General features: G+C 71.2%; 21 protein-coding genes and 1 pseudogene. 4 read left to right on the top strand and 18 right to left on the bottom strand.

Annotated features, from left to right (window positions below; translation table 11 throughout):
• Nucleotides 1-26 precede the first annotated feature (26 nt).
• Together ELX43_RS18100 and ELX43_RS15880 are read right to left on the bottom strand one after the other, a co-directional pair.
• Nucleotides 27-1,448: an O-antigen ligase family protein gene (locus ELX43_RS18100; RefSeq protein ID WP_127784258.1), complete on the bottom strand. Its 1,422-nt coding sequence runs from the start codon at nucleotides 1,446-1,448 to the stop codon at nucleotides 27-29.
• Nucleotides 1,441-2,898, bottom strand: a complete 1,458-nt coding sequence (locus tag ELX43_RS15880; RefSeq protein WP_127784257.1) for a sugar transferase — start codon at nucleotides 2,896-2,898, stop codon at nucleotides 1,441-1,443. The genes ELX43_RS18100 and ELX43_RS15880 overlap by 8 nt, the downstream gene beginning before the upstream one ends.
• Before the next feature lie 271 nt (nucleotides 2,899-3,169).
• Here ELX43_RS15880 and ELX43_RS15875 point away from each other — a divergent pair, with 271 nt between their 5' ends.
• Nucleotides 3,170-3,475: a rhodanese-like domain-containing protein gene (locus ELX43_RS15875; protein WP_127784256.1), complete on the top strand. Its 306-nt coding sequence runs from the start codon at nucleotides 3,170-3,172 to the stop codon at nucleotides 3,473-3,475.
• Here ELX43_RS15875 and ELX43_RS15870 read toward each other — a convergent pair.
• Complete coding sequence (locus ELX43_RS15870) at nucleotides 3,472-4,008, bottom strand: ANTAR domain-containing protein (RefSeq protein WP_127784255.1); 537 nt, start codon at nucleotides 4,006-4,008, stop codon at nucleotides 3,472-3,474. The genes ELX43_RS15875 and ELX43_RS15870 overlap by 4 nt on opposite strands.
• 342 nt (nucleotides 4,009-4,350) lie before the next feature.
• On the opposite strand from ELX43_RS15870, the gene ELX43_RS15865 reads away from it, so the two are divergent.
• Nucleotides 4,351-5,007, top strand: a complete 657-nt coding sequence (locus ELX43_RS15865) for a HemK2/MTQ2 family protein methyltransferase (protein WP_127784976.1) — start codon at nucleotides 4,351-4,353, stop codon at nucleotides 5,005-5,007.
• Here the strand turns inward: ELX43_RS15865 and ELX43_RS15860 are convergent.
• Complete coding sequence (locus tag ELX43_RS15860) at nucleotides 4,991-6,076, bottom strand: iron-containing redox enzyme family protein (RefSeq protein ID WP_241249309.1); 1,086 nt, start codon at nucleotides 6,074-6,076, stop codon at nucleotides 4,991-4,993. The two genes, ELX43_RS15865 and ELX43_RS15860, sit on opposite strands and share 17 nt — an antisense overlap.
• 103 nt (nucleotides 6,077-6,179) lie before the next feature.
• Here ELX43_RS15860 and ELX43_RS15855 point away from each other — a divergent pair, with 103 nt between their 5' ends.
• Nucleotides 6,180-6,398, top strand: a complete 219-nt coding sequence (locus ELX43_RS15855; protein ID WP_241249961.1) for a CDGSH iron-sulfur domain-containing protein — start codon at nucleotides 6,180-6,182, stop codon at nucleotides 6,396-6,398.
• Between the two features lie 54 nt (nucleotides 6,399-6,452).
• Here ELX43_RS15855 and ELX43_RS15850 read toward each other — a convergent pair whose 3' ends face one another.
• The gene (locus tag ELX43_RS15850; protein ID WP_206518039.1) at nucleotides 6,453-7,463 is read right to left on the bottom strand and encodes a sigma-70 family RNA polymerase sigma factor; all 1,011 of its coding nucleotides are present in this window, start codon (nucleotides 7,461-7,463) and stop codon (nucleotides 6,453-6,455) included.
• Between the two features lie 188 nt (nucleotides 7,464-7,651).
• On the opposite strand from ELX43_RS15850, the gene ELX43_RS15845 reads away from it, so the two are divergent.
• Complete coding sequence (locus tag ELX43_RS15845; protein WP_127784253.1) at nucleotides 7,652-8,365, top strand: hypothetical protein; 714 nt, start codon at nucleotides 7,652-7,654, stop codon at nucleotides 8,363-8,365.
• Here ELX43_RS15845 and ELX43_RS15840 read toward each other — a convergent pair.
• The 13 genes and pseudogenes from ELX43_RS15840 to ELX43_RS15780 form a co-directional block, all read right to left on the bottom strand.
• Nucleotides 8,362-9,210 carry an SDR family oxidoreductase gene (locus ELX43_RS15840; protein ID WP_127784252.1) on the bottom strand — a complete coding sequence of 283 codons (849 nt, stop codon included), beginning with the start codon at nucleotides 9,208-9,210 and terminating at the stop codon, nucleotides 8,362-8,364. The two genes, ELX43_RS15845 and ELX43_RS15840, sit on opposite strands and share 4 nt — an antisense overlap.
• A 63-nt stretch (nucleotides 9,211-9,273) precedes the next feature.
• Nucleotides 9,274-9,615 (bottom strand): cupin domain-containing protein, encoded by a 342-nt coding sequence (locus tag ELX43_RS15835; protein ID WP_127784251.1) that lies wholly within the window; start codon nucleotides 9,613-9,615, stop codon nucleotides 9,274-9,276.
• A 20-nt stretch (nucleotides 9,616-9,635) separates the two neighbouring features.
• On the bottom strand, nucleotides 9,636-9,878 hold the full coding sequence (locus ELX43_RS15830; protein WP_127784250.1) for a DUF6458 family protein: 243 nt from the start codon (nucleotides 9,876-9,878) through the stop codon (nucleotides 9,636-9,638).
• 174 nt (nucleotides 9,879-10,052) lie between these two features.
• On the bottom strand, nucleotides 10,053-10,871 hold the full coding sequence (locus ELX43_RS15825; RefSeq protein ID WP_127784249.1) for an ABC transporter ATP-binding protein: 819 nt from the start codon (nucleotides 10,869-10,871) through the stop codon (nucleotides 10,053-10,055).
• Complete coding sequence (cbiQ, locus tag ELX43_RS15820; RefSeq protein ID WP_127784248.1) at nucleotides 10,868-11,545, bottom strand: cobalt ECF transporter T component CbiQ; 678 nt, start codon at nucleotides 11,543-11,545, stop codon at nucleotides 10,868-10,870. The genes ELX43_RS15825 and cbiQ overlap by 4 nt, the downstream gene beginning before the upstream one ends.
• Nucleotides 11,545-11,883 carry a PDGLE domain-containing protein gene (locus ELX43_RS15815; RefSeq protein ID WP_127784247.1) on the bottom strand — a complete coding sequence of 113 codons (339 nt, stop codon included), beginning with the start codon at nucleotides 11,881-11,883 and terminating at the stop codon, nucleotides 11,545-11,547. The genes cbiQ and ELX43_RS15815 overlap by 1 nt, the downstream gene beginning before the upstream one ends.
• Nucleotides 11,880-12,571, bottom strand: a pseudogene (locus ELX43_RS15810) (energy-coupling factor ABC transporter permease). Before ELX43_RS15810 ends, ELX43_RS15815 begins: the two are co-directional and overlap by 4 nt.
• Nucleotides 12,572-12,731: 160 nt before the next feature.
• Complete coding sequence (locus tag ELX43_RS15805; RefSeq protein WP_127784246.1) at nucleotides 12,732-13,514, bottom strand: ABC transporter ATP-binding protein; 783 nt, start codon at nucleotides 13,512-13,514, stop codon at nucleotides 12,732-12,734.
• Nucleotides 13,511-14,524 (bottom strand): iron chelate uptake ABC transporter family permease subunit, encoded by a 1,014-nt coding sequence (locus tag ELX43_RS15800; protein ID WP_127784245.1) that lies wholly within the window; start codon nucleotides 14,522-14,524, stop codon nucleotides 13,511-13,513. Before ELX43_RS15800 ends, ELX43_RS15805 begins: the two co-directional genes overlap by 4 nt.
• Nucleotides 14,511-15,539 (bottom strand): ABC transporter permease, encoded by a 1,029-nt coding sequence (locus ELX43_RS15795; protein WP_241249289.1) that lies wholly within the window; start codon nucleotides 15,537-15,539, stop codon nucleotides 14,511-14,513. The genes ELX43_RS15800 and ELX43_RS15795 overlap by 14 nt, the downstream gene beginning before the upstream one ends.
• A complete protein-coding gene (locus ELX43_RS15790; RefSeq protein WP_127784244.1) occupies nucleotides 15,536-16,489 on the bottom strand; it encodes a siderophore ABC transporter substrate-binding protein in 954 nt (317 codons plus the stop codon). The genes ELX43_RS15795 and ELX43_RS15790 overlap by 4 nt, the downstream gene beginning before the upstream one ends.
• 186 nt (nucleotides 16,490-16,675) lie before the next feature.
• Nucleotides 16,676-17,800: an NDMA-dependent alcohol dehydrogenase gene (locus ELX43_RS15785; protein WP_127784243.1), complete on the bottom strand. Its 1,125-nt coding sequence runs from the start codon at nucleotides 17,798-17,800 to the stop codon at nucleotides 16,676-16,678.
• Between the two features lie 116 nt (nucleotides 17,801-17,916).
• Nucleotides 17,917-18,672 (bottom strand): succinate dehydrogenase/fumarate reductase iron-sulfur subunit, encoded by a 756-nt coding sequence (locus ELX43_RS15780; protein WP_127784242.1) that lies wholly within the window; start codon nucleotides 18,670-18,672, stop codon nucleotides 17,917-17,919.
• Nucleotides 18,673-18,697: the final 25 nt, after the last annotated feature.

Below are 18,697 nucleotides of genomic sequence, written 5' to 3'. Positions count from 1 at the left end.
CGGCAGCTGCTCGGCCACGCCGTGGATCAGCTCGCGGGCGTAGGTCTGGACCCCGCTGCCACCGGGACGCAGGGCGAGGGCGCCGAAGCGGATGCGGCCACCTCCTCGCTCCTCGGCGCCTGCCGCGCGCTCGTCAACCCGGCCGCGCGCTGCGAGACGGCGCATCCCACGCTCCCTAGTAGTAGCCAGAAGTAGATGTCGAGCGGAAAGATCTCCAGGTAGGTGGCGAACAGCGAGGCTGCCGCGGCTCCCAGGACGGACGCGCTCACGCCCACGGCGAGCGCGGCGTCGCGGCCCCGGAGGAAGCGGGCCGCGCGCAGGCAGGAGACCAGCGCGCACACCAGCACCAGCACGAACAGCCACAGCCCCAGCGGTCCCAGCTCGAGGATCATCTTCACGTAGTAGTTGTCCGGCTGGTAGGTCAGCGCCGCCGAGCGTCCGCTGGCCTCGGCCATCTTGTCCGCCGCCGAGCCGCTGGCCCCCAGCCCCAGCCCCAGCGGGTGGCTGAGCACGTCGGAGATGATGGCGCTCCAGCCCGAGCCACGCTCGCCCAGGCTGGAGGAGGAGAACAGCGTGCTCACCACGCGCGGGGAGACGAAGCCGGCGACCACCGCGGTGGCCACCACCGCCCCACCGAGCAGCGCGAGCAGCCGGGGGTGGCGGTGCAGGCCCAGCCACAGCAGGCCCACCGCCAGCGCCACGTAGCTGGCCCGCACGATGGACACCCCCATGCCGGCCACCATCACCGTCGTGGCCAGCAGGAACAGCCGGTTGCGCAGCCGGCCGGGCTCGGCCAGTGCCGCCGCGCCACCGACCACCAGGCTGAGCATCACGTACAGGCCGAACGCGAACGGGGCGTCGAAGGTGCTGAACGAGCGCAGCAGACCACCCGCGGTGCGCACCTGCACGTTGTAGGAGTAGCCCAGGTCCACCAGGTGCTGCGCCCCCACCAGCTGCTGCCACAGCCCCACCACGGCGACCACCAGCCCCACCGCCATGAGGATGCTGACGAGGGTGTCGCGGTCGCGGGCGCTGAAGGGGGCGCGGAAGAGCGCCACCACCACCAGCAGGTAGAAGAAGGTGATCTTGATGGCGATCAGCCCCACCAACCCGGCGGTGGCCAGCGCCGACACCGAGCCCAGCACCACGAGAGCGGCCGCGGCGGGCCACCAGGGCAGCGACGGTGCGGGACCGGCGCTGCGGGCACCGGGACCGCGAAGGGCGGTGCGCGGGGCCAGGAAGGTGGCGCCCAGGGTGGTCAGCACCAGCGCCTCCTTCCAGTAGGAGGCGACGTCGCCCACCGGGGCGATCACCAGCAACCCGTGGAAGGGGGCGAGCGCGGCGAGCGCGAGCAGGCCACGCTGCGGGCGGTCGAGCAGCGCCCGCAGGGCCAGCAGCAGCGTCGCCAGCGCCGCCAGGCCGGCCAGCACCAGCACCGGATCAGCCACCGGTGCGGCGCACCACCGCGAGGATGGTGCGGCAGATGATCTTGAAGTCGAGCCAGAGGCTCCAGTTCTCGATGTAGTAGTTGTCGTAGGAGGCCCGCTCGCGCACCGAGGTGTCCCCGCGCAGCCCGTGCACGGCGGCCCAGCCGGTCAGGCCCACCGGCACGCGGTGGCGGGCACCGTAGTGGCGCAGCGCCTCGGCGAACTCGGCGGCGAAGTGCGGACGCTCGGGGCGGGGACCGACCACGCTCATGTCGCCGCGGAGCACGTTCCAGAACTGCGGCAGCTCGTCCAGGGAGGTGCGGCGCAGGAACCGGCCCACCCAGGTCAGCCGCGCGTCGTTGGCGACGTTCCACAGCGTGGCCGACTCGGTCTCGTCCACCGGCCGCAGGGTGCGGAACTTCAGCACCGCGAACTCCTCGCCGTCCAGACCGATCCGGGTCTGCCGGAACAGCACCCCTGCGGAGCGGTCGGACAGCCACACCACCACGGCGATCACGGCCAGCAGCGGTGCGAGCAGCACCAGCGCGACGGCGCTGAACAGCACGTCGAACCACCGCTTGAAGCGCCACTCCACGGTGCGGTGCGGGGCCCGGCGCACCCGGGTGAGCGGGATGTCGCGGACCAGCTCCATGTCGCCGGTGACGCTGGCGAGCTCGAAGAGCCGGGGCACCACCAGCAGCTCGCAGTCGAGCCGGTCGCAGGTGCGCAGGGTGTCCAGCAGCTCCAGGTCGTTGGTCTCGGAGAACGCCACCACCACGGTCTCCACCCGCAACGAGGTGATCACCTCGGCCAGCGGGTACCCGGGTGCGATGAGCTGCACGTCCAGGGTCTGCGTCTCCGGCACGGGGTTGGCGTCCACGATGCCCACCGGGTGCAGCCCCAGGCCGCCGTGCTGCAGCGCGTTGCGGGTGAGCTGGGCGCCGATGGTGCCGCCGCCGATCACCAGGGTCCGGGAGGTGAGGGTGCCGCGCCGACGCAGCCACCGCACCAGTGCCTGGCTGAGCACCCGTCCCACCACCAGCGCGAGGAGCACGGCGAGGGCGAGCCGGGCAGCGGGCAGCGGCTGGTCGTCCGGGTGCAGGAGGACACCCGCCGCGAAGACGCCGATGGCGGCGGCCAGCGCCAGGCGGGGCAGCTCGTCCAGGGTGGAGAGGGTGAGCCGTCGGCGGTAGGACCGCTGCAGCGCCAGGGTGACCACGATGACCGCCACGGTCGTAGCCGTGTCTGCCGTGGCGCGACCGAGCGCCACCAGCGCCAGCGCGCTGAGCAGCACGTCGCCGAGCAGGAGGATCGCCCCGGACCAGCGAGCCCGCAGGTGCCGGTTGGTCTGTGTGTCGCCGGGCTCGAGTGGCGGTACCGCTGGTGCCGGGAGGAGGCTGGGCTCGGGGGCCAGATCCTCGCGGTCGCGCACGTCCACAGTGGGGTCGGCGGGGTCGTACAGAGGCTGCATGCACCCCTCCTCGCAGACGCGCTGGCCAGGCGACGGATGTTACTGGCCGTCGGTCCACATTGGTGGGAGTTCGGCGTGCGGTAGGTCCTGTGTCACAACCTAGTGCGAACCTGGGTTGCTGTGCCAGTTCCCGTCCCGCCAGACATGCTCAGCGCCAGTGCTTCTCGGTCTCCGCGGGTGCCCATGGGACGCGGAATCCCGGGCCGGTACCCGGCTGCGAACTACGCTCGAGGCGCGGGCGGGGCCCTCGGGACGTGGACAGGAGTGCCAGATGATTCGCCAGACGACAGTCGCCGAGCTCTCGGACGCGGTGCGAGACCAGCAGCTGGTGGTGGACGTGCGCAGTGCCGAGGAGTTCGCTCAGGGCCACATCCCCGGGGCGGTGAACATGCCGCTGGAGACGCTGGTCCGCCACTGCGCAGACCTGGACACCGCCAAGCCGGTGTACCTGGTCTGCGGTGGGGGCACGCGCAGCATGGAGGCGGCGGGGGCGCTCGACCTCGGCGGTTTCGACGCCCGCCCCGTGCAGGGCGGCACCAGGGCCTGGACCGAGGCCGGCCACCAGCTCGACCGCTAGGAGCCGGGCCGCCCCCACGGCGGCAGCAGGGTCCCGCTGAGGGTGACCAGCGCGCGCGGCGACAGCAGCCCCACCGTGTGCTCGGCGGCACCGACCAGCCGAGACGCACCCACGGGCAGTGCCCGCAGCGGGCGGGTGCCCAGCCGCACCGCGGTCGGGGCTGGGGCCGTCGCAGGGACGCCGGACAGCCGCGACCCCCAGGTTTGCAGGGCCACCTCGTGCGCCCGCGGGTCGTCCCGGCTGACCGTCTCGCTGGGCTCGCTGAGCTCGGCGCCAGGGACGCTGGGGCCGTCCACGGTCACGGTGCGGCCGACCAGGCGAACCAGGGCCGCGGCAAGGTCGGGGAGCAGCAGGTTCTCCTGCTCGGCCACTCGCTGCAGCTCGGCGAACGCCGCCAGCTCGTCCCGGCCGTCGAGCACCATGAGGGCCCCGGTGGCGACGTCGGAGCTGGGACGGTCGCGCATGCTGTGGCGCAGGTGCTCGGCCTCGAGGGCGAGGTCGGCGCCGGTCCGGATCCAGGGTTCGGGGCTCACTCAGGACCTCCTTGCTGCTCGACCGCAACGGCCTCGCAGGACACATCTCCAGGATGACGTTGCGTGGTCGGCGGGCCACCGAACCGCCCGGTGACACGCCAGGAGGTGACCCCGCTGCAGGACGCTGACCTGGGCGGTTACGCCTCAGTGGGGATTCTCACACTGGTTTTTCTGCCGCCTCGGGGCCAGGTGGGGGCGGGGGTGGCCCGGCCACGTCCGGTACTCGACCGCGACCCTCGCTACCGTGGACCGTGCCGGCCAACCTGTCCGGCGTCCACGCCGCCGGCGAGCGGAGGGGCCGATGAGCGCAACTGCGGGACTAATGGTTTGGTAAACGACATGCTGCTGCTGCGCCCACCGGGCGTGTACCCACCGCAAGACGACACGTGGCTGCTGGCGGAGGTGTACCGCCGCGAGGTCCGGGCTCCTGGCCAGCACGTGCTGGACATCTGCACCGGAACCGGTGCGCTGGGGGTGGTCGCCGCCATCGAGGGCGCGGCCAGCGTCACGGTGGTGGACGTGAGTCGTCGCGCGCTGACGGCGGCCTGGGTCAACGCCCGGCTGCGCGGCCACAAGCTGACGCCCAGGCGCGGTGACCTGGTGGAGCCGGTCTCGGACCAACGCTTCGACGTGATCCTGTCGAACCCGCCCTACGTGCCCGCCCAGGACGACCGCCTGCCCACCCGTGGTCAGGCTCGGGCCTGGGACGGCGGGGTGGACGGCCGGGCGGTGCTCGACCGCGTGTGCGCCGAGGCCCCCAAGGTCCTCGCCCCGGGCGGGACGATGCTGGTGGTGCACTCCGCGGTGTGCGGGGTGGAGACCACGTTGAAGCTGCTCTCCGCCGACGGGCTCTCCGCCTCGGTGGCCGACCGCGCCACGGTGCAGTTCGGTCCTGTCATGCGTGCCCGGGCGGCGCTGATGGAGTCGCGCGGGCTCATTCCGCAGGGCGAGCGCACCGAGGAGCTCGTGGTGATCCGCGCGGTCAAGCCGCTGGTTTGAGCGGCCCCTCGCCACGCAGCGAGCTCTGCCCGGCCTGCCAGCGGTCCATCATGTGCTGGGCCCCGAGCTCGTCCATGGCCAGGCACACCGCCGCGCCGAGGACGACGTCGGCGGTCCGCTCCGGCTGCTGGCGGGCCAGGCCGCCGGCCAGGTCGCGGCTGACGATCTGCTCGTGCACCGCATCCGCCTCGACGTGCTCGTCGAAGAACAGGGTGGCGGCGGTGCCGAAGCCCAGCCGGCGCAGACCGCGGGCGTAGACCTTGCAGGGCAGCGACGACGTCATCTCCACCGCGCACAGGTGCCCGACGAGAGCGCCGAGCAGGCGGCGGTGCAGCGCGAACAGCGACAGGGCGTTGACCGAGGCCAGGGTGACGGCGGGCACGCGGTCCAGGTGTGCGGCGTAGCTGGCGTCGATGCCCAGCTCGCGCATGGTGTGGCCGAAGAGGGTGGAGTGCATGCGCTCGGCCCGGCCCCCGCCGTACTCGTCGGCCTGCACCTCCACCAGCGCAGCCTTGGGGCCACCGGCCAGCCGGGGGATGCCCAGGGTGTGGGGGTCGGCCTCGCGCAGCTGGTAGATCGAGCGGTGCGCGCAGAACTCCTGCCACTGCTCGAGGGTGCCGGTGCGGGCCAGGTGGCGGGACAGGCCCGGGCCGCCCTCGGCGGTGGTCATGGTCTCCAGCGTCTGCTGCAAGGTGTCCGGCGTGGCCTCGGGCAGCTCCACCAGCGCCCGCAGCGCTGCCTCGAAGGGGCCCTCCAGCAGGGCACGGGTAGCCAGCAGGTCGGGGTTCCACTCCCAGGAGTCGTCCACGCCGGCCAAGCCCTGCAGGTGCAGCTCGTAGAGCAGCGTCAGGGTCAGCTGGGCGTCCTCGTCGGTGACGATCCCGGCGCCGCCTGAATCGGTCGTGGCGGCCCACTCCTGCGCGGCGCCGTGCAGCTCGGCGGAGGGGCGCTCCTCGCGCAGCACGGCCAGCAGGGCGGTGCTGACGGGTCCGCGGGCGGCCGGCAGCGGCATGGCGGTGCCGGCACCGACTGGCGCTGCGCAGGCCTCGGCGAGTACTACTTCAGACATGGCAGCCCTTCCTGACGACTCCACCGACGAGGACTCCACTGTTGAGGACGCCACCGTCGAGGACTTCACTGCTGAGGACGCCGCTGCAGCCGAGCGCGCCGCGCTGCTGGGACCGGAGGTCACCATCACGGTGTGTCCGGACGGTCCGCTGCTGGTGCGCGGCCCGGCCGAGCTGCTGGACGGCGACGGCAACGCGCTGACCCGCAACCGGGAGACGGTGGCGCTGTGCCGCTGCGGACGGTCGGGCATTGCGCCGTTCTGCGACAGCACCCACAAGAAGCGAAGGGCCACCACGGGTTCCGCGGGAGGCTCGGCGAGCTGAGGAGGGCATGGGCCGAGCCTAGGCAGGCCCTGGCGGGTGTGCCGAACGGGGTGTTCAGGCCAACAGCACCGGGGGCAGGCCGAAGGCGGCGAACTGCTCAGCACCGAGGAAGTTGTGGTGACCGCTGATGCGGCCGTCGCTGACCTCAATGACCTGGATGGCCCACGGCTCCCAGCGACCAGGTCCCACCCGGTGGTAGTTGCCGAAGCCGGCGGTGCCGTTCACCTGCACCGGTAACAGCCGGCCGCCCTGGCAGACGATGCCAGGCCCCAGGAACCACGCCGCCAGGTCGTCGGCGCCGCGCATCCAGAACGGAAAGGGCGGCATCGACAGCACCACGTCCTCCTTGAGCAGCCGCACCAGCGCGTCGATGTCGTAGCGCTCGAAGGCATCGACGTAGCGGGTCAGCAGGTCCGTCTGGCGAGCGTCGAGCGTGGAGTCCAGCGGGGCGGACCTGGTGGTGGCCATGGTGGCCCTGGCCCGCTGCAGCGCGCTGTTCACCGAGGCCACCGAGGTGTCCAGCAGCACGGCAACCTCCGCGGCCTGCCAGCGCAGCACCTCGCGCAGGATCAGCACCGCGCGCTGGCGGGCGGGCAGGTGCTGCAGCGCCCCGATGAAGGCCAGCCGGATGGACTCCCGGGCCACCGCGACGTTCGCCGGGTCGCCCTGGGTGTCGATCACCGAGTCGTCCCGCACGGGCTGGACGAACACCGACTCGGGCAGCTGCTCGCCGACGACCACCTCGGCGGCGGGGGTGGGGGCGGCCAGGTCCATCGGCCGGGCCCGTCGCTGCGGGCTGCGGATCATGTCCAGGCACACGTTGTGGGCGATGCGGTACAACCACGACCGGAGCGAGGAGCGGCCCTGGAAGGTGTCGATGCTGCGCCAGGCGTTCACCAAGGTTTCCTGCACGGCGTCCTCGGCCTCCGAGGCCGCACCGAGCATTCGGTAGCAGAAGCCGGTCAGCTCGCGGCGGTGCGACTCCAGCGCGCGCTCCAGGTCGCCGCCGGACAGGTCACTACCCACCAGGGAGGTGCTGTCGCTGCCCGTCGTAGAGATCGACATGGGCCGAGTCTAGGGGTGCAGCCCCCTCGCCGGGAAGCGGTTTCTCGGCCAATCGTGCAGGTCAGCGGGCCGCAGGCGGGAGGCGCTCCGCGACGTTCTGCGGAGGGTGCCGCGGGGGGCTACGTTCAGTAGTCCAGCCGTCCGTGTCGCCCAGGCGTGCGCGGAGGAGGACACCATGAGGAGCAGTGATGACTGAGTACGGCACCACGACGAAACAGCCCCGACGCGCGAAGGGCATCCCTCGCACCCGCGGCGCCATCACCGGGCTGCTGCTGGTGCTGCTAGGTCTGTGGGGTGCGCTGATCCCGTTCGTGGGGCCGTACTTCGACTACGCCACCACACCCGACTCCACCTGGGAGTGGACCACCGGCCGGTTCTGGCTGGAGGTGCTGCCCGGCGGGGTCGCCGTGATCGCAGGCCTGCTGCTGCTTCTCGCCGCCAACCGGCCTGCCGCCGTCCTCGGCGGGTGGCTGGCCAGCCTGGCCGGCGCGTGGTTCATCGTCGGGCCGGTGCTCAGCCGGATCTGGCCGGACTTCCTGGGCGAGACCGGTGCCCCGGTCGGTGACACCACTCGACAGGCCCTCGTGGACCTCGGCTTCTTCTACGGCCTCGGGGCGCTGATCCTGTTCCTGGGGGCACAGGCAGCCGGCCGGCTGAGCGTCAAGTCCGTGCGGGACGTCCGCGCCGCTGAGCGCAGCGCGGAGACCGCGCCGGTCACCACGCACGAGACCCAGCACCGCGGCGGCACGGAGCACTCCGGCACCGCCCACCAGCGCACCGAGCCCGGCGTGTCCGACAGCTCGGCGGAGACCCAGCGCATCAACGACCCGTCCGGGCAGGGTCGCACCAGCGGTGCCCGGGTGATGGGCAGCCAGGACGGGCCGCCGGAGACGCGCCGCTAGGACGGCAGCTGCAGCTTCGCCACCAGCTCCTCCCTGCTCGGCTGCCACGGCGCCGGCCAGTCCCGTCCGCGGATCAGCGCGTCGGTGCCGCCGTCGGTGAAGACCACCGTGCCGCAGAGCAGGGAGGAGCGCTCGTCGAGGAGGAACTCGATCACCGAGGCCACCTCCTCCGGCCGTCCCCGGCGTCCGAGCGGCACCGGGTAGACGTCCAGCAGCTTCACCAGCTCGGGGTCGAGGTCGGGCCCACCGGTCATCGGGGTGTCGATGGTGCCGGGGGCCACCGCGTTCAGCCGGATGCCCGCGCCGATCCACTCCGCAGTCGGGGCCTGCGTGCGGATCCACCACGCCAGGGCCAGCTTGGTGGCCGGGTAGGTGCCCAGCGCGCCCAGCTCCTCGGCGCGCGCACAGGCGTCGCCCTCTGACCCGGCCAGGCACGCCTGCACCAGCTCGAGGGGGATGCCCGGCTGGGTGCTGCTGCTGCTGGAGGACACCGCCACCACCGCAGGGTGCTGCGCCGCCAGCAGCGTGGGGCGCAGGCCCTGCACCACCTCGACCACGCCGAAGTAGTTCACCGAGGCCAGCACGCTGCCGGGGCGGTCGGAGAGCGGGCCGACCCCGGCGCAGGCCACCAGGCCGTCCAGCACGCCGCCGCACTGCGTGGTCACGGCCTCGACGGCCGCCGCGCGGCCCTGGGCAGTGGCGAGGTCGGCGACGACGTCCGCGCCGGGCTGGACGTCCACCCCGATCGTGCGGTGCCCGGCGGCCCGCAGCCGCGCCACGCAGGCGGCGCCGATCCCCGACGCGGAGCCGGTGACGGCCACTGTCCTGGTGCTGGTGTGTGTCATTCCCGGAGTACAGCACGCGAGGGGCGCAGGGGCAGTGCTCTCAGCGGGCGAGCCCTGGGGGTGTCAGCGCTCCGTGAGCGGCTTGGCCACGGTGAGCAGCACGACGGCGTCGGTGTCGGCGTGCAGGGAGTGGCGCGCAGGCGGAACGATGATGAGGTCGCCCGGGGAGCCCTCCCAGGAGCTCTGCCCGGCCACCAGCCGCACCCGGCCCTGCAGCACGTGCACGGTGGCCTCGCCCGGGCTGTCGTGCTCGTCCAGGTCCTGCTCCGCCACCAGCGCGATCAGCGTCTGCCGCAGCGTGTGCGTGTGCCCACCGAAGACGGTCGCGGCACTGCGCCCGGCCGATCCGTTCTTCGCCAGCTCCAGCTGCTCGCGGGCGAGGGCGCTGAGGGAGAGCTTGTCCATGGTGTGCTCCTCCGGTGTGGTCAGTAGTCGCGCGGACGACGCAGCGGGCGGCCGTACTCGTCGACGTCGGCGGGGGCCACGTAGTCGTCGCGACGGCGACGCCGGGGCATCAGGATCGCCAGGTCCAGGATGATGCCGAGGACACCGACGATCATGAGGATGATGCCGACGACCTGCAGGTCGACTCCCTGTACCTGCACGTCCAGCGCGAACTTCAGGATCGCACCTACCGCAAGCAGGAAGATTCCGGCTCCGATGCCCATGAACAGCTCCTCGTCGTGCGGTGTGGTCGCGGTGATCGTCGGGTCGCGCGCAGGCAGCGTGCTTCACGTCCCTGCACCGTCAAGGTAGAGCATTCGGTGTGTCCGAAGCACTTCTGAGCTGGTTGCGCAGGCGGCGCGGCGGTGTCCACCGGCCGCCGACCGCATGCAGCCTGGTCACCGCAGGTTCTCCCGGGCACTGCCGGAGTCGGGCGGCGCCAGCGGGTCCTGGGCCCCGGCCCGGTGCGGTGCCGACCCCACCGAACGTGGGTCGAAGCCGAACGGCAGCTCCAGCCGGTGCGCGCGCATGAGCTCGTCGTCGGTGAGCACCTCGTACGTCGGCCCGTCGGCCACGATCGACCCTCCGGAGAGCACGACCGAGCGCGGGCAGAGCTCGAGCGCGTACGGCAGGTCGTGGGTCACCATCAGCACGGTCACGTCCAGCGACCGAAGGATGTCGGCGAGCTCGCGGCGCGAGGCCGGGTCGAGGTTGGAGGACGGCTCGTCGAGGACGAGCACCTGTGGCTCCATCACCAGCACCGTGGCCAGCGCGACCCGGCGGCGCTGGCCGAAGGACAGGTGGTGCGGCGGGCGGTCGACGTGCTCGGCCATCCCGACCTGCTCCAGCGCGGCCAGCACGCGGCGGTCGAGCTCAGCGCCGCGGATCCCGAGGTTGACTGGGCCGAAACCGACGTCCTGGCGGACGGTGCCCATGAAGAGCTGGTCGTCGGGATCCTGGAACACGATGCCGACGCGGCGCCGGATCTCCGCGAGGTGCTTCTTCTCCACCGGCAGCCCGCCGACGGTCACCGTGCCCGCGCCGGCGGTGAGGATTCCGTTGAGGTGGAGCACCAGGGTGGTCTTGCCGGCCCCGTTGGGACCCAGCAGCGCCACCCGCTCGTGGCGCTGGACCTGCAGGGTGACCCCGAAGAGCGCCTGGTGACCGTCGGGGTAGGCGTAGGCGAGCCCCTGGAGGTCCAGCACGGGCGTGCTCATCGGTCCGCCCCAGGCATGGTCCCGGTGTAGCCGCGCGAGAGCATCGCGAGATGGACCCGTTCGCCGCGCTCGTAGGAGCGGATGAACAGCGCGCCCAGCGACCGGGCGAGGCTCGGCCAGTGGCGCGGCCACCGTGGGTCGCACCCGCGGGAGCGCATCGCCACCAGCATCCGGCCCATCTCCGCGGTGACGACGTCGAGGTAGCGAATCATGAAGCCCATGATCTCCACGATCAGGGCGGGTGCCCGCAGCCGCCGCAACCCGGCGAGGACTGCGGTGGGCTCGGTGGTGGCCGCCAGCGTCAGCGAGGCCAGCACGCCCAGGGTGCCCTTGGCGAGCAGGGCCCACGCACCCACCAGCCCGGCCTGGGAGACGCTGAGCCCCAGGACCTCGGTCCGTGGGCCGGTGGCTACGAACGGCATCAGCGCGGCGAAGACCACGAAGGGCAGCTCCACCACCATCCGCTTGCCGAGGTAGAGCGCCGGCACCTGGGAGGCACCGATCACCCCGAGGAGCACCAGGAACCAGACCAGGTGGACGGCGTACCACTGCCTCGGCGTAGCCACCACGAGCACCATGAACCCCAGCAGGACAGCGAGCTTCAGGTGCGCGGGGGTCCGGTGGACGGGGCTGTGCCCGTGGTAGTGCAGACGGTGCCCGTGCCCGGCGCCCACTAGCGCTGCGACGAGGCGGGGACGCCCTCGTCGTCCTGCTCGGCGGCGGGGCCGCGGCGGCGCACTCCCCAGGCGATCCCGCCGGCCAGCAGCAGGACGACGAACACCCCGGTGACCCCGGCCAGCCCGACGCTGACCCGCTCGTCGTCGACCCCGCTGACCTGGTAGTCGGCGAGCGGGCTGTCGGCCGCCGCGGAGTCCTCGGCGGTGTCGGCGAACCCGGTCCGCTCGGCGACGTGCTCCAGCCCGTCCGGGTGGGCGCTGGCGTAGTAGCTGGCCACGCCGGCCAGGAGCAGCGCCGCCACCAGGGCGCAGACGTAGAAGGTGCGAGTCTTCATGCGGCGCTCCCGGTCGTGCGGATCTCCATCGGACGGCTGCGAACCAGGTCCTGCGCCCCGTGCACCAGGTCCGGGCGGGCCGTCATCACCGCGCCCACCACCAGGCCGGTGATGATCGCTTCGCCCACTCCGATCAGGACGTGCCAGCCGAGCATCGCGGCCAGCACCGAGCCGGTCTCCACCGGGGCGGTGCCGCCGACGGCGAACAACAGGGTGAACACCGCCGCGGCCGCAGGCACGGAGACCAGCGCACCCAGCGCCGCCGCAGGGGCGATCACGCCCGGGCGGCGCGGCAGCACGGCGCGCAGACCGCGGAACACCAACCAGCCCACGACGACGGTGACCACCCCGATCAGGGTGATGTTGGTGCCCAGGGCGGTGATCCCCCGTCGGCCATGAACAGCGCCTGGACGATCAGCACCACCGCCAGGCAGAGGATGGCGGTCCACGGCCCCACGAGGACGGCCGCGAGCGCACCTCCCATCAGGTGCCCGCTCGTGCCTGCACCGACGGGGAAGTTGATCATCTGCGCGGCGAACACGAAGGCCGCCACCAGTCCCGCCATCGGGGCGGTGCGGTCGTCGAGCTCGGAGCGCGCCTTGCGCAGAGCCACGCCCACCGCAGCCACGGCGACGACACCGGTGGCCACCGACGTCGGCGCGTTCAGGAATCCGTCGGGCACGTGCATGGTGGCTCCTCAGGGGCTGCTCGGCCCGGCGTCACAGGTGGTCCGGCGCGACCAGGGGCGATGCGTGCTGCAATCCACTGTAGGTTGTTGCGCACCGATTGCAAGAAGACGGCTCCTGGGCCCCAGGCGGGCGCTGACCAGGCCAGCGGGGGAGGGTGCCTCAGCCGGCCGGGGTCTCGGCGCCGCTGGTGTAGTACAGCCCCAGCAGGTGCCCACCCACCTGCTCGATGGCGATCTCCATGTCGAAGACACCACGCAGGCAGTCGGTGGTCATGATCTCCGCGGGCGAGCCCTGGCAGCACACCGCGCCGTTGCGCATGGCGACGATGTGGTCGGAGTAGCAGGACGCGAAGTTGATGTCGTGGATGACGATCACGATGGTCTTGCCCAGCTCCCGGGCCGCCCGGCGCAGCAGCTGCATCATGGCCGCGGAGTGCTTCATGTCCAGGTTGTTCAGCGGCTCGTCCAGCAACACGTAGTCGGTGTCCTGGCACAGCACCATGGCGACGAACGCCCGCTGCCGCTGGCCGCCGGAGAGCTCGTCGAGGTAGCGGTCGGCCAGGTCCTGCAGGCCCAGGTACGCCACGGACTCGTCGATGTGGCGCTTGTCCTCCACGGTGAGCCGGCCGCCGCTGTGCGGGAACCGGCCGAAGGCCACCAGGTCGCGCACGGTCAGCCGCACGGTGACGTGGTTGTCCTGGCGGAGGATGGCCATCCGGGTGGCCAGCACGCGGCTCTTGGCCTGGGAGACGTCCAGGTCGTCCACGGTGATCACCCCGGAGTCCATCGGCAGCAGCCGACTCATCATGGCCAGCAGGGTGGACTTGCCGGCACCGTTGGCGCCGATGATCGAGGTGATCCCGCCGCGGGCGATCTGCAGCGAGACCCCGTCGACCACGGTGGTGTGGCCGTAGCGCTTGGTGACGTTGTCGATGGTGATCACGGGGTGGACCTCCGCAGGAGCAGGAAGATGAAGACCAGGCCGCCGAGGAAGTCGACGATGATGGACAGGCTGGTGTCGGAGCGGAAGACCCGCTCGAGCACGGTCTGGCCACCGACCAGGGTGATCACCGAGACGAGGGCGGCGGCGGGCACCGTCACCCGGTGCTTGTGCGAGCGCATCAACCGGTAGGCCAGGTGCGCCACCAGCAGGCCGAAGAACGTGGTGGGCCCGACCAGGGCGGTGGCCACCGACACCAGCAGGGTGACCATCACCAGCACCGTGAGCAGCGTGCGGCGGTGGTCGACGCCGAGGTTGACCGCGGTCTCCCGGCCCAGCGCCATCACGTCCAGCTTGGCGAGCATGCGCCAGGCCAGCACGCTGATCACCACGACCACGAGTGCGCTGACCACGAGCAGGCGCCGGTCCACGCGGGAGAAGTCGGCGAAGAAGCTGTCCTGCAGCACGATGAACGCCGCTGGGTCCATCAGTCGCTGCAGGAAGCTGGAGATGCTGCGGAAGAAGACGCCGCAGATGATGCCCACCAGCACCAGCAGGTGCATGCTGCGCTGCATGCCCACCAGCAGCCAGCGGTAGAGCAGCAGCGAGAACACCACCATGAACGCCACCTCGACGCCGAAGCGGCTGATGGGGTCGGCCGTGGCGGTGGCCGTGGCGCCGATGAAGAACGCCGCCACCGTCTGCATCAGCAGGTAGAGGGAGTCGAAGCCCATGATGGACGGAGTGAGGATCTGGTTGTTGGTGACGGTCTGGAACAGCACGGTGGACAGCGCGATGGCGTAGCCGACCACCACCATGGTCACCACCACCACGGCACGCCGCTCCAGCACGTACGACCAGTTGCCTCGCACACCCAGGGTGAGGAACGCGACCACCGACACCAGCGCCAGCAGCCCGAGCAGGGCCAGCCGGACGCCGTCGGAGCCGAGCAGGCCGGCAACCGTCCGGGAGCGCGTGCGCTGCGGTGCCGTCAGTGCCTCAGGCGGGGCCACGGCGAGTGCCTCTCAGCAGCAGGAACAGGAACACGGCGGCACCGATCACGCCGACCACGGTGCCGATGGGCATCTCGAAGGGGTAGCGCACGGTGCGGGCCACGATGTCGCAGGCCAGCACGAAGCCGGCACCGCCCACGGCCACCCAGGGGATGCCGCGGCGGGCGTTGTCGCCCACGATCATGCTGACCACGTTGGGCACGATCAGGCCGAGGAAGGGGATGGCGCCCACGGTCACCACCACGACCGCGGTGACCAGGGCGACGATGGACAGCCCCAGGGTGAGGACTCGGCGGTAGTTCAGCCCGAGGTTGGTGGTGAAGGTCTCGCCCAGGCCGGCCACGGTGAACCGGTTGGCCACCGCGTAGGCGATGACGGCGAGCAGCCCGGCGAGCCAGAGCATCTCGTAGCGACCCTGGATGACGGCGGAGAAGTCGCCGGTGGTCCAGGCCGACAGCGACTGCAGGAGGTCGGCGCGGTAGGCGAAGAAGTCGCAGACCGCCCCGATCACGCCGCCGAGCATCAGACCCACCAGCGGGACGAGCAGGGTGTTGGCGGTGGGCAGCCTGCGCAGGATGCGCAGGAAGAGCGCGGTGCCGATCAGGGCGAAGACCGCACCGCCGAGCATCTTGGCCAGCACCGGCAGGCCGGGGGCGAGCATGGTCATGACGAGGATGCCCAGGGTGGCCGACTCCACGGTGCCCGCGGTGGAGGGCTCGACGAACTTGTTGCGGGCGAGCATCTGCATGATCAGCCCGGCGATCGCCATGGAGGCGCCGGCCAGCACCAGCGCCAGGGTGCGCGGGACGCGGCTGATCACCAGCACCTCCCAGGCCTCGCTGCCGCCCTCCCACAGCGTGGACGGCCGGACGTCGCTCACCCCGATGAACAGGCTGACCCCCGCCAGGACCACCACCGCGACCGTCCCCAGCACGAGCCAGAGACGGTCGCGAGACGGCCGAGTGGCCACCGGCGTGCTGCCGGTGGCCACTGCGACGGGAGACGGGAGCGTCACTTGGCGAAGGTGTCCTGGACGGACTTGATCATCTCGGAGACGTTGCTCAGACCGCTGCCGAGGGAGTACCAGCGGTAGCCGTCGAGGGTGACGACCTGCTTCTTCTGCCACGCGGTGGTCTTGGCGACCAGCGGGTTGTCCAGCACCTCCATGGCGGCCTTGCTCTGCTGGCCGATGGCGGCGTCGCGGTCGATGACGAACAGCCAGTCGGGGTTGGTCTCGGCGATGTACTCGAAGGAGACCGACTGACCGTGGATGTCGACCTTGAGCTCGGGTGCTGCGGGGGTGACGCCGAGGGCGTCGTGCAGCAGGCCGAAGCGCGAGCCCGCGCCGAAGGCGCTCATCTTGCCGCCGGTGACCAGCACGATGAGGCCGTCACCCTTGCCTGCGGTGGCCTTCTTGGCCGCTGCGACCTGGTCGTCGATCTTCTTCAGCGCTGCGCTCGCCTGGTCCTGCTTGCCGAAGATCTGGCCCACGGTGGTGGTGGTGCTCTTCAGCGCCTCCAGCGCGTCACCGTCGCTGGTCAGGTCCACGGTCGGGGCGATCTTGCTCATCTCGGCGTAGCTGGCCGCGCTGCGGCCGGCGACGATGATGAGGTCGGGGGCGGAGGCGGCCACGGCCTCGGCGTCCGCGGTCTTGTTGGTGCCGTAGTCGGCGTACTTGCCGTCGGCGTACTTGCTCAGCATCGGGGGCAGGGCCTGCTTCGGAACGCCGGCCACCGGGACGCCCAGGGTGTCCAGGGTGTCCAACACGGCGAAGTCGAGCACGGCGACCTTCTGCGGGTCGGTCGGCACCTGGGTCTCGCCCTGGGCGTGCTTGATGGTGAGGGTGCTGCTGCCCGACTCGTTGGCGGAGGCGTCGTCGCCACAGGCCGTGAGGGTGAGCGCGGCGACCAGGGCGACGCCGGTGGCGGCGACGGCGCCGCGGAAGCGGCGGGTACGACTTGTCATGAGGGCTCCGGGTTCTTGCGCAGGCTCAGTGGTTGCGAGCAACCGATTCTGAGGTGACCCTAACCTAAGAACTGCGGTGCGTGTGCCGCGTCGTCCCAGCCAGCGGACGGTCCGTCGGCGGAGAGCCACGCACCGAGGGCCACAGCCGTGTGCTCGGCTGTGGCCCTCGGTGCGCGTCGGGCTCGGCTAGCGGTCGGCGTCGGTGTAGCGGATGACGCCGCGCAGGTTCTTGCCGTCGAACATGTCCTGGTAGCCCTGGTTGATGTCCTCGAGCTTGTAGGTGTTGGTGACCAGCTCGTCCAGCTTGAGCTGGCCCTCCTGGTAGAGCGAGAGCAGCTTGGGGATCTCCACCCGGGGGTTGGCACCACCGAAGATGTTGCCCTTGAGGTCCTTCTGCAACATGGTGAAGGTGAAGAGGTTGAGCTTGACGTCCATGTCGGCGATGTCGCCCATGCCGGTGATGACGGCCGTGCCGCCCTTGCCGATGATGGACACGGCGGTGTCGACGTCCTCGCCGTGGATGTGGCCGATGCAGACGATCGACTTGTCGGCGCCGCGGCCCCACGTCATCTCGTAGACCTTCTCCATCGCCTCCTGGGCGGTGGCGTAGGCGTGCGTGGCACCGAACTCCATGGCCTGCTCGCGCTTGAACTCCACCGGGTCGACGACGACAACGCGCTTGGCCCCGGAGGCGGCCGCACCCTGGACGGCGTTGATGCCCACGCCACCGCAGCCGATGACCACCACGGTGTCGCCCACCTGGACGTTGGCCACGTTGGTGGCCGAGCCGAAGCCGGTGGTGACGCCGCAGCCGACCAGTGCCGCCACCTCCAGCGGGATGTCCTTCTCGATCTTGACCACCGACGCCTGGTTGACGGTCATGTACGGCGAGAACGTGCCGAGCAGGACCATGGCGGAGACGTTCTGACCGCGCGCCTGGATGCGGAACGAGCCGTCGCTGATCGACGCGCCGCCGAGGAGCGAGCCACCGAGGTCGCAGAGGTTCTGGTGGCCCGAGGAGCAGGCCGGACAGTGGCCACAGGAGGGGATGAAGGAGCTGACCACGTGGTCGCCCTCCTGCAGCCCGGTGACGCCCGGACCGACCTTGGTGACCACGCCCGCGCCCTCGTGCCCGCCCAGGAAGGGGAACGTGCTCGGCGTGGCCCCGGTGACGACGTGATGGTCGGAGTGGCACATCCCGGAGGCGACGAGCTCGACGGTCACCTCTCCCGCGTGCGGGTCACCGATCTCGATCTCCTCGACCGACCACGGCTCGTTGAGTCCCCAGAGGATTGCGCCCTTAGTCTTCACGTCGCCTTAACGCCCTTCGTTGTGATGAGAGACTTGCTCCTTGTGACGTGAGTCATTGTGGCCCACGACACGTGCTCGACTCTGCATCACCCGCCCAGCGGCGTCAAGAACACGTTCTAGTCCTTCTTGCGCAGGCCGATCTTGCTGCCCAGCCACACCAGCGGGTCGTAGCGACGATCGGCCACCCGCTCCTTCATCGGGATGATCCCGTTGTCGGTGATCTTGATGTGCTCGGGGCACACCTCGGAGCAGCACTTGGTGATGTTGCACAGGCCGATGCCCTGCTGGTCACGAGCCACCTCGGCCCGGTCGGTGCGGACGTCCAGCGGGTGCATGGCCAGCTCGGCGGCGCGGATCAGGAAGCGCGGGCCGGCGAAGGCCTCCTTGTTGTCCTCGTGGTCGCGGATGACGTGGCAGACGTCCTGGCAGAGGAAGCACTCGATGCAGCGGCGGAACTCCTGCGAGCGCTCCACGTCCACCTGCTGCATGCGGTACTCGCCGGGCTCCAGGTCAGGAGGGGCGAAGGCGGGGATCTCCCGCGCCTTGGCGTAGTTGTAGGAGACGTCGGTGACCAGGTCGCGGATCACCGGGAAGGTGCGCAGAGGCGTGACGCTGATCGTCTCCTCCTCGGTGAAGGTGGACATCCGCGTCATGCACAGCAGCTTGGGGCGGCCGTTGACCTCGGCGCTGCACGAGCCGCACTTGCCCGCCTTGCAGTTCCACCGCACGGCCAGGTCGCCGCACTGGGTGGCCTGCAGCCGGTGGAGGACGTCGAGCACCACCTCACCGTCGATGGCCTCCACGGTGTAGTCGACCAGCTCGCCGCCCTCGGCGTCACCGCGCCAGACCTGAAAGTGCGCGTCGTAGCTCATTGGTCCTCCCGGACAGCGCTCATGG

Origin of the sequence: Rhodococcus sp. X156, assembly GCF_004006015.1 — a bacterium.
GTDB lineage: Bacteria > Actinomycetota > Actinomycetes > Mycobacteriales > Mycobacteriaceae > X156.
This window is presented reverse-complemented; position numbering and strand designations above follow the sequence as displayed.